The sequence below is a fragment of the Rhizobium sp. SVR5-2C genome (assembly GCF_056755115.1).
This window is the reverse complement of record NZ_JBNDHT010000508.1, coordinates 1-246: the sequence shown is the minus strand read 5'-3', so window position 1 is coordinate 246 and position 246 is coordinate 1. Positions and strand designations below refer to the sequence as shown.

Annotated in this window: 1 pseudogene; it reads right to left on the bottom strand. The window is 49.2% G+C overall.

The annotated features are described in order from the left end of the window. Window positions 1–246, bottom strand: a pseudogene (locus ACPYOI_RS36700) (hypothetical protein); the annotation flags it as partial.

The following is a 246-nucleotide window of genomic DNA, read 5'->3' as shown; positions in this document are numbered from 1 at the left end:
GACCTGACCGTTAAGTACATCTTCATAGCTGACCCTGCGCGTTTGCATCCGATTATTATCCGGGCATGTCATTGCAAACGCGTCATGATGCGGTGTGACCACGCAGGGGTCTGCGACAATAGCGCCGCGAAAATGAATCACACCACCGTCGACAATCGTGGCTGAAAAAGCGGGGGTAATAAATGCAGAGAGGATCAAACCTAAACCATAAACCCGTCGGGCTAAATATTTGGTCACTATATGTAC